General features: G+C 30.8%; 8 protein-coding genes and 1 rRNA gene. 8 read left to right on the forward strand and 1 reads right to left on the reverse strand.

All coding sequences use genetic code 11. The features are described 5' to 3' along the window. Positions 1-26 precede the first annotated feature (26 nt). The 3 genes from MHN29_RS03910 (at position 27) to MHN29_RS03920 (ending at position 2,115) form a co-directional block, all read left to right on the forward strand. Positions 27-398, forward strand: a complete 372-nt coding sequence (locus MHN29_RS03910) for a glyoxalase (protein ID WP_235272784.1) — start codon at positions 27-29, stop codon at positions 396-398. Next, positions 376-1,563, forward strand: coding sequence for an enoyl-ACP reductase FabV (gene fabV, locus MHN29_RS03915; protein WP_235272783.1), 1,188 nt, complete (start codon positions 376-378; stop codon positions 1,561-1,563). The genes MHN29_RS03910 and fabV overlap by 23 nt, the downstream gene beginning before the upstream one ends. A 75-nt stretch (positions 1,564-1,638) precedes the next feature. Next, positions 1,639-2,115: a hypothetical protein gene (locus tag MHN29_RS03920; protein WP_235272782.1), complete on the forward strand. Its 477-nt coding sequence runs from the start codon at positions 1,639-1,641 to the stop codon at positions 2,113-2,115. Here the strand turns inward: MHN29_RS03920 and MHN29_RS03925 are convergent. Next, positions 2,105-3,349, reverse strand: a complete 1,245-nt coding sequence (locus tag MHN29_RS03925) for a mechanosensitive ion channel family protein (protein WP_235272781.1) — start codon at positions 3,347-3,349, stop codon at positions 2,105-2,107. The two genes, MHN29_RS03920 and MHN29_RS03925, sit on opposite strands and share 11 nt — an antisense overlap. A 167-nt stretch (positions 3,350-3,516) precedes the next feature. Between MHN29_RS03925 and MHN29_RS03930 the strand changes: the two genes are divergently transcribed. The 5 genes from MHN29_RS03930 to MHN29_RS03950 all read left to right on the forward strand — a co-directional run. Beyond that, positions 3,517-3,978: a (2Fe-2S)-binding protein gene (locus MHN29_RS03930; protein ID WP_235272780.1), complete on the forward strand. Its 462-nt coding sequence runs from the start codon at positions 3,517-3,519 to the stop codon at positions 3,976-3,978. An 11-nt stretch (positions 3,979-3,989) separates the two neighbouring features. After that, on the forward strand, positions 3,990-6,143 hold the full coding sequence (locus tag MHN29_RS03935; protein WP_235272779.1) for a molybdopterin cofactor-binding domain-containing protein: 2,154 nt from the start codon (positions 3,990-3,992) through the stop codon (positions 6,141-6,143). Positions 6,144-6,278: 135 nt separating this feature from the next. Beyond that, entirely contained in the window at positions 6,279-7,532 is a 1,254-nt protein-coding gene (locus MHN29_RS03940) for an aminotransferase class I/II-fold pyridoxal phosphate-dependent enzyme (RefSeq protein ID WP_235272778.1), read from the forward strand. Between the two features lie 105 nt (positions 7,533-7,637). Continuing rightward, the gene (locus MHN29_RS03945) at positions 7,638-8,384 is read left to right on the forward strand and encodes a DUF4294 domain-containing protein (protein WP_235272777.1); all 747 of its coding nucleotides are present in this window, start codon (positions 7,638-7,640) and stop codon (positions 8,382-8,384) included. A gap of 614 nt (positions 8,385-8,998) precedes the next feature. After that, a 16S ribosomal RNA gene (locus tag MHN29_RS03950) occupies positions 8,999-9,203 on the forward strand; the annotation flags it as partial.

Genomic DNA, 9,203 nt, shown 5'->3' on the forward strand with positions numbered 1-9,203 from the left:
AAATAAGCATACGACCGGTTTTAAATTTGACATCAAAAATTCCAATTGAAGATTTTCAAAACAGAATTTTACGACCAATTTTAAAACTACAACACGATCTTATTTTACAGTTTTTTATTTTTTACTGTAATAAACAAAAAGTTAAGGTATTACATCTAGAAAAAGAAAGTTTTCAAAATCTAGTTGATACAATAATTAAAAAAAATATAAATTTTAAAAATCAGTTATTAGGTTCAATTATAGGTCAATTCACCATAAAAGAATTTGAATTCTATAAAGACAATGATGCTGAAATAAATAAAAGAATTTTAACGATGATTGGTCAAAGAATTTCAGATAGCCAATTAGAAATTAAAAATTTTAAAACAAACAACAATGATAATAGAACCAAGAACTAGAGGGTTTATTTGTTTAACATCTCACCCAGTTGGATGTGAACAAAATGTAAAAGACCAAATAGCATATGTACAGTCAAAAGGAAAAATAGAAGGAGCAAAAAAAGTTTTAGTTATAGGAGCTTCAACTGGATTTGGATTAGCTTCAAGAATAACAAGTGCATTTGGTTCAGATGCCGCAACAATAGGAGTGTTTTTTGACAAGCCAGCAAGTGAAGGAAGACCAGCATCACCAGGTTTTTACAATACAGCAGCTTTTGAAAAAGAAGCGCATGCAGCAGGATTATATGCAAAAAGTATAAATGCCGATGCATTTTCAAATGATGTAAAGAAGCAAGTAGTAGATTTAATCAAAGAAGATTTAGGTCAAATAGATTTAGTAATCTATAGTTTAGCTTCGCCTGTAAGAACACATCCAGAAACAGGAAAAAGATATAAGTCTGTTTTAAAACCAATAGGAGAGGTGTTTTCAAATAAAACAGTAGATTTTCATACAGGTAATGTATCAGAAATATCAATAAAACCAGCTGAAGGTGATGATGTTGCTAATACGGTAACTGTAATGGGAGGAGAAGACTGGAAAATGTGGATGGACGCCTTACAAGCAGAAAATTTATTATCAGAAGGAGCAACAACAGTAGCGTATTCATACATTGGGCCAGAAGTAACAAAACCAGTATATAGAAATGGTACAATAGGAGCTGCAAAAGATGATTTAGAAGCTACAGCATTTAAAATTACAGAAGATTTAAAATCTATAGGAGCAAAGGCTTATGTTTCAGTAAATAAAGCATTAGTAACACAAGCAAGTTCAGCAATACCAGTAATTCCATTATATATATCATTATTATTTAAAGTAATGAAAGAAAAAGGAATTCACGAAGGGTGTATAGAGCAAATCCAACGTTTATATAGTGAGAGATTGTTTGGAGGAGATTTAGCTTTAGATGAAAAAGGAAGAATTCGTGTTGATGATTGGGAAATGAGAGAGGATGTACAAGCGGAGATTTCTAAATTATGGGAAGAAGCAACTACAGAAAATCTTTCTGAAATAGGAGATTTAGAAGGTTATAGTAATGAATTCTTTAAGTTATTTGGATTTAAAGTAGCAGGAGTAGACTACGATGCTGATGTAAATGAGTTAGTAGAAATCCCAAGTATTCAATAAAAAATAAATTTTAAGAAGAGCCTCATAGAATTTCTATGAGGCTTTTTTTATTTTTAACTTTTTAAAATTAAACCAATGAAGGCAGTAACTGTAAAAAAAATAAAAGATGAATTGGCATATAAAACATCAGGAGAATTGATGGAATTATGTTTACAGTTATCAAAATTTAAAAAAGAAAATAAAGAGTTGCTAACGTATTTGTTATTTGAATCTTATAATGAGGAAGGCTATATAGAAAGTATAAAAGAAGAAATAGACGAATTATTTGAGCAAGTAAACACAAAGAGTTACTATTATATACGTAAAAGTGTTCGTAAAATCTTAACAACAACCAAAAAGTTTATTCGATATTCAAAAAAGAAAGAAACAGAAGTAGCTTTACTGTTACACTTTTGTATTAGGCTAAAAGAATTTAAACCAAGTATAAAAAGAAGTCCAAGATTACAAGCAACTTACGATAGGCAATTAGAGCTAGCAAAAAAAGCCATAGATAAGTTGCACGAAGATTTACAGTACGACTATAATGAAATGATTAGCGAGCTTAATTTATAGTTGTAAGATTAGAAGGTAATTCAAACACTTCTAAATTAAAGTATTGCACAGAAGCAAGTAAGTGGTCAAAAATATCAGCCATAATATATTCATAGTTTTGCCATCTTTTATCAGCACTAAAAGCATAAATTTCAAGAGGCAATCCTTGAGAAGTTGGAGCTAATTGTCTAACCATAATCATCATGTTTTTATTAATAGCAGGATGATTTTCTATATATGTTTCAGCATATTTTCTAAAAACACCAATATTAGTGAGGTTTCTACCATTTAAAAGAAAGTTCTTATTTATATTTTTCTCTTCATTATAGGCATTAATGTTTTCTTGTTTGTCAGTTAAATAATTTTCAATAAGATGAATAGATTTTAAATTGTTTATCTCGTCATCAGATAAATAATGAATACTATCCATTTTAATATTTAATGCTCTTTTAATTCTTCTACCTTGAGAATTAACCATACCTCTCCAATTTTTAAAAGAATCAGAAATTAAAGCATAGGTTGGGATAGTGGTAATAGTTTTATCAAAATTTTGAACTTTAACAGTGGCTAAAGAAATTTCAATAACATCACCATCGGCACCAAATTTCTCAAAAGTAATCCAGTCACCAATACGAACCATATCATTAACAGAAACTTGAATACTAGCAACAAAACCAAGTATTGTGTCTTTAAAAATTAGAATAATTATAGCGGAAGCAGCACCAAGAGCGGTAAAAAACTTCCAAATAGATTGATCGGTGATAATAGCAAAAGCTAAAATAGTTCCAGCTAGCCAAGCAAAAATCATAAAAACCTGAATATAGCTATCAACAGGCTTGTCTTTAAAACGAGGAAGCTTTTTTAAAAAATCTTTAAGGCTATTCAAAATACTCCTAGCAATACTAAGCGTTAAAAGAATACTAATTATTGAAACTAATTTAGTGGTGAAATTCCTTAAATATTCAAAATCAAAAAAGATAATAGGAATTAACTCGAAAAAAATAAGCACAGGAATAAGATGTGCAACATTAGTAGGAACTTTATTGGTAATTAAAATATCATCAAAACTTGTTTTAGACGATTTCGCAATCCTAATAGAGATATTTCTAAGTACTTTTCTAGCAATAATATCTATAAGATAAGTAAGAATAAGAGATATGATTACAAGAAAAAACAGATTTAAATAAATAGAAATGTTTTTAGAAAAACCAAAATCTATTAGGTAATCGTAAAAAAAGTGTCTATCAAATTCCATAAGAGTAAAATATCTTACAAAACTATTAATAAAAGGCGTATGAATTGGTTATGAGACAGTTTAATTTAAAAATAATTGAGCTTAAAGTTTTCTTAAAAAGAAGTTAAGAGAAATTAGAAGTTTTATATTTTTTGTAACTTACACAAAACGTAACAAAACTATCCAAAATGCCAACATATACAATTAATATTAATGGTAGCTCAAAAACCGTTAATGTAGATGCCGATACACCATTACTTTGGGTTTTAAGAGATGAGTTAAACATGCTAGGAACCAAATTTGGTTGCGGAATAGCACAATGTGGAGCTTGTACAGTACATGTAGATGGAACAGCAATGAGAAGTTGTCAACTTCAAGTATCAATGTTAGATAAAGAAGAAATTACAACAATTGAAGGGCTTTCAGAAAAAGGAGATCATCCTTTGCAAGAAGCATGGAAAGAAGTAGATGTGCCTCAGTGTGGTTATTGTCAAGCAGGACAAATAATGACAGCAGCTTCGTTTTTGAAAGATAACCCTAAACCTTCAAGTGAAGAGATTAGAGAAGCAATGCATGGAAACTTGTGTAGATGTGCCTCGTATAATAGAATAGAAAAAGCAGTAGCCATAGCAGCTAAAAAAATGTCTTAAAAATTTAAATTATGAGCACTCAAGAAAAAAAGTACACATTCAGTAGAAGGAATTTTCTAAGAACGGCTGCATTAGCAGGTGGAGGAGTAATGATAGGTTTTAATATGTTTACAGCATGTAAACCAAATGTAAAACCATCAATAGATGTAGAGAATTTAAATTTTAACGATTTTAATGCTTTTATAAAAATTTCACAAGAAGGCTATGTAACCATTTATTCGCCTAACCCAGAAATAGGTCAAGGGGTAAAAACATCTATGCCAATGATTATTGCAGAAGAGTTAGATGTAGATTGGGATAAGGTACATGTAGTTCAAGCGAAGTATAATAAAAAAGAATATACAAGACAGGTAGCAGGAGGAAGTCAATCTATAAGACATGGATGGGATGCGTTGAGGCAAACAGGAGCAACAACAAAACAAATGTTGGTAAATGCAGCAGCGGCAAAATGGGGTGTAGAGGCATCAACTTGTAAAGCATCCAAAGGTGTAATAACAAATGCTAAAGGAGAAACTTTAGGTTATGGCGATGTTGTTAAAGAAGCAGCTCTTCTAGAAGTGCCAGAAAAAGTAACATTAAAAAAATCTTCAGAATATACCATAATAGGAACAAATGCAGTTAATGTAGATTTAGAGAAAATAGTAACAGGAAAACCGTTGTTCGGGTTAGATTATAAGGCTGAAGGGATGTTGTATGCGTCAGTTTTAAGACCACCTGCATTTGGACAAATACTAGAAGCTTTTGATGATTCAGATGCGAAGAAAGTAAATGGCGTTTCAGAAATAATAAAATTTGGAGATAAAATTGCAGTTCTAGGTTCAAGTACTTGGGCTGCTATGAAAGGAAAAAAAGCTTTAAAAGCAACCTGGAAAGAAGGTTCAAAACTAGAAAGTACATCAGATCATAATAAAATATTGAATGAAATATTAGACGCAAAAGATTTAGATGTAAGAAGAGAAGATGGAAATGTAAAACAAGCATTTAAGGAAGCAGATAAAATAATTGAAAAAACATATCATTCACCTTTTTTACCGCATAACTGTTTAGAACCAATGAATTTTTATGCAAATGTAACTTCAGAAAAAATACATTTGGTTGGGCCTATACAAACACCACAGTGGACAGCAGGAAGAATAGCAAAACTCTTAAATAGAAAAGAAGAAGAAATAGAGTTAGAAATGACTAGAATGGGAGGTGGATTTGGACGTCGTTTATATGGTGATTTTGCTTTAGAAGCAGCTGAAATATCAGATAAATCGAAAAAACCAGTAAAAGTAGTTTTTTCAAGAGAAGATGATATGACAGATGGAATTTACAGACCAGCTATAAAATATAGAATAGCAGCTTCGATTAAAGATGGAAAAATAACAGGATACCATTTAAAGGAAGCAGCAATAAATGGAAATATGTATGGCTTAATACCACATTTTTTTCCTGCAGGATGTATTCCAAACTATAAAGTGTCAACCAAAAATTATAAAAGCAATATTACAACAGGAGCTTGGAGAGCACCTTATACAAACTTTTTAGCCTTTGCAGAACAAAGTTTCTTTGACGAATTAGCATTGGAATTAAATAAAGATGCAGTACAATTAAGGTTAGAATTGCTGGAAAATGTAAAGGGTACAAAAGATGAGAAAATCGAGTATTCAGGAGAACGAATGCAAAATACTATAAAACTAGCAGCAGAAAAAGGAAATTGGGGGAATCCAAGAGAAGGAGTTTACCAAGGATTTGCAGCATATTATAGTCATAATACACATGTGGCGGAATTAGCAGAAGTAGAGTTAAAAAATGGATCACCAATAGTTACCAAAGTAATAGCAGCAGTAGATTGCGGAATTGTAATCAATCCTACGGGAGCTATAAATCAAATACAAGGAGGTGTTCTAGATGGTTTAGGACATGCAATGTATGGAGATTTAACATTCGATAATGGAAAACCATCAAATAAAAACTTTGATACCTATCGATTAATACGAATGAATGAAACACCAGAGGTAGAAGTACATTTTGTAGAAAATGAATTATCGCCTACAGGTCTAGGAGAGCCAGGACTTCCGCCAGCAGGAGGAGCAGTTGCAAATGCGGTATACAAAGCTATAGGAAAGAGAATGTATAGCCAGCCATTTGAAAAAGAATTAGCAGTTAAAATAGAAAGCTAGAAAATAAAAATATAAAAGAAATTAAAAGATGTCATACGGGCATCTTTTTTTTATGAGTAAAATGAACATAAAGTCAATTTGAAAGTCTGTTAAAAAAGAACTATTTTCGCAGTCTATAAAAAATCAAAAGTAATAATGGTAAAAGATTTATTTGAAAGAATAAAAGACGATAAAGGACCTTTAGGAAAATGGGCAGATAAAGCAGAAGGATATTATGTGTTTCCTAAATTAGAAGGACCAATATCAAATAGAATGTCTTTCAATGGAAAAAAAGTAGTTACTTGGAGTATTAATGATTATTTAGGTTTAGCAAATCATCCAGAAGTATTAAAAGTAGACGGAGAGTCAGCTGCAACTGATGGAATGGCTTATCCAATGGGAGCTAGAATGATGTCTGGACATACAAAGTATCACGAGCAATTAGAGCAAGAGTGTGCAGAGTTTGTAGGAAAAGAAGCATCGTATTTAGTGAATTTTGGATACCAAGGAATGGTTTCAGCAATAGATGCTTTAGTTGGGAAAGATGATATTATCGTATATGATATGGATACGCATGCGTGTATAATAGATGGAGTTAGATTACATGCAGGAAAAAGATTTGTATATCGTCATAATGACATTGAGAGCTGTGAGAAAAACCTAAAAAGAGCTACAAAAATGGCAGAAAAAACAGGAGGAGGAATCTTGTTGGTTTCTGAAGGAGTTTTTGGTATGCGAGGAGAGCAAGGAAGGTTAGCAGAAATAGTAGCACTAAAAGAAAAATATAACTTTAGGTTATTAGTAGATGATGCACATGGATTTGGAACTTTAGGAGAAGGAGGAAGAGGAACAGGATTTGAACAAGGAGTTCAAGATGGAATAGATGTGTATTTTGCAACATTCGCAAAATCTATGGCTGGTATAGGAGCATTTTTTGCAGGAGATAAAGATGTAGTACAATACTTACAATATAATATGAGGTCACAAATGTTTGCTAAATCTTTACCAATGCCAATGGTAAAAGGAGCATTAAAACGTTTGGATATGATCCGTACTATGCCAGAGTTAAAAGAAAATCTGTGGAAAATCACTAATGCGTTACAGTCAGGTTTAAGAAATGCAGGTTTTGATTTAGGAACAACACAAACATGTATAACGCCAGTGTATTTGAAAGGAGAAATACCAGAAGCAATGGCAATGGTACAAGATTTGCGTGAAAACCATGGAGTGTTTTGTTCAATTGTAGTGTACCCAGTAATACCAAAAGGTTTAATTATATTAAGATTAATACCAACAGCAAGACATACACAAGAAGATGTAGATGAAACAATCGAAGCATTTTCAGCAATTCGAGAAAAGTTAGAAAACGGAACTTACAAAAGAATAGCAGAAGCTATTATGGCAGAATAGTCTAAAAAAAATAAAAAAGAAAAACTCATGAAACATTTCATGAGTTTTTTTGTTTTAAAAGAAACTAATTAAATTTGATATCCTTATTTAATGCATAAAAAAATAATGAAAAAGCTCATATATATATGTATAATATTAATTGCCGGAGTTATGAAAGGGCAAATAAAAGATACGTTACCAAATTTTAATGATGAATATTTTTTAATAAAGGATGGAGATAGTTTAATGATTACTTTAAACGAAGTTTCTGTTTTGCCAAAGCATAAATTTAAAAAACAATCAGATGTTCATTATTATTATTGGTTCAGAAGGAAAGTTTTTAAAGCATATCCGTATGCAGTATTAGCAGCAAAAAGAATAGATAGTGTTAATTCTCGATTGTCTAGAATAAAATCGAAAAGTAAAAAAAGACGATATGTAAAAAGAGTACAAAAATATTTGGAAGAAGAATTAACGAAACCATTAAAAAAATTAACAAGAACAGAAGGAAGATTATTATTAAAACTAATACATAGACAAACAGGGAAGACGGCTTTTAATAATGTAAAAGAATTAAGAAGTGGGTGGAAAGCATTTTGGTACAATACTACAGCAAATTTATTTAAGCTATCATTAAAATCTGAATACAAACCAGAAAGCGAAAACGAAGATTATTTAATAGAAGATATAATACAAAGAGCTTTAATAGATGAAAAAATAGAATATCAAAAGCCTAAATTGGAAAAAGATTATAAATCAATTGTAATAAATAGAAAAGGAAAAGTAGATGTAGAAGAGTATATAAAGATGTTTGCAAAGATGAAGAAGAAGAAAAAAAAGAGTAAAAAAACAAAAAGAATAAAGAAGAATTAGCTTAATCAATACCTAGCTTAAAAAACTTTCACTTATAACTACCTGATAAATAGTGTGTATAAAAAATAATTCAAAAAAAGATTAAAAAAGATAGTTGTTATGTTAAAAAAGGGTTCTATATTTGCACCCGCTAACGAAAAAACGACAAGTTATAAAGTTAGTAAAAGTTCATTAAAATAGGCGGTAGAGAGGTGTTAAAAGAGAGTGAAAAATAAGTTAAATTATTCTTGTTTATTACAAAATAAAGATGCTATCTTTGCAGTCCGTTTTAGAGACGACAGTTCATTAAAATTCTAGCAAAAACAAATTAAAAAAAAACTTTCAAAAAAGTTTGTCAGTTTCAAAAAGGTTTGTAAATTTGCAACCGCTTAAATAAAGCGACACGATCATAGAAATTTTGGAATGATTTAGATAAAAAAAATCAACTAGTTCGAGTCTAGTATTTCTGCAAGAGAGTTAATTAAAATTTTGGTTGAGAAGACTAAATATTGCGATTAACAAAGTTCATTGAAAATATTGAAATTGACAGCGTAAAACAAAGAGTAGAATAACATGTCTAACTTCGTTAGATAAAATTCTTTTGAAACTTATTCATTCATAATATTAAAGATTATACAATGAAGAGTTTGATCCTGGCTCAGGATGAACGCTAGCGGCAGGCTTAACACATGCAAGTCGAGGGGTAACAGGAGAAAGCTTGCTTTTTTGCTGACGACCGGCGAACGGGTGCGTAACGCGTATAGAATCTGCCTTGTACAGGAGGATAGCCTTTAGAAATGAAGATTAATACTCCATAATATTGGGAAGTGGCATCACTAT

The sequence above is a fragment of the Tenacibaculum sp. Cn5-46 genome, assembly GCF_022347705.1.
GTDB lineage: Bacteria > Bacteroidota > Bacteroidia > Flavobacteriales > Flavobacteriaceae > Polaribacter > Polaribacter aiptasiae.